Raw genomic sequence first — 365 nt, 5'->3', positions numbered from 1 at the left:
GTAGTCGCCGCGACGGTCTTTTCGCCGAGCCTGCGCCCGACCCCGTCGACGGCGACGAATGTATGACTGCGCTTGTGCACATCGGCTCCGACAACAACCATGGTGGTTGCCTCCTTCACTCCGTGGATGGGTGTTGAGGTTGGACCGGCCGGCGGACACATCTCAGTCGGGGCGATGCCACGCTCCTATCAAGTCACGCCGGTCGGTCCGTCCCACCCGATGCCGGCAGTACTGCTCCAAGCCAACCCGAAGGCCGCAGACGCAAAGGGAGCCAGACACCAGGTGAAACGGAACCAACCACCGCACCACAGCCCTGTCATGCAGGCACGCCGTAACACGGCAACCAAAGACTGACACTGAGACGC

Annotated in this window: 1 pseudogene; it reads right to left on the bottom strand. The window is 63.3% G+C overall.

What is annotated here, in order from left to right:
* Nucleotides 1–119: pseudogene (locus AC5Y2S_RS28955) on the bottom strand (IS110 family transposase); the annotation flags it as partial.
* Between the last annotated feature and the right edge of the window lie 246 nt (nt 120–365).

Source organism: Mycobacterium sp. NGS69 (assembly GCF_059812165.1).
This window is presented reverse-complemented; position numbering and strand designations above follow the sequence as displayed.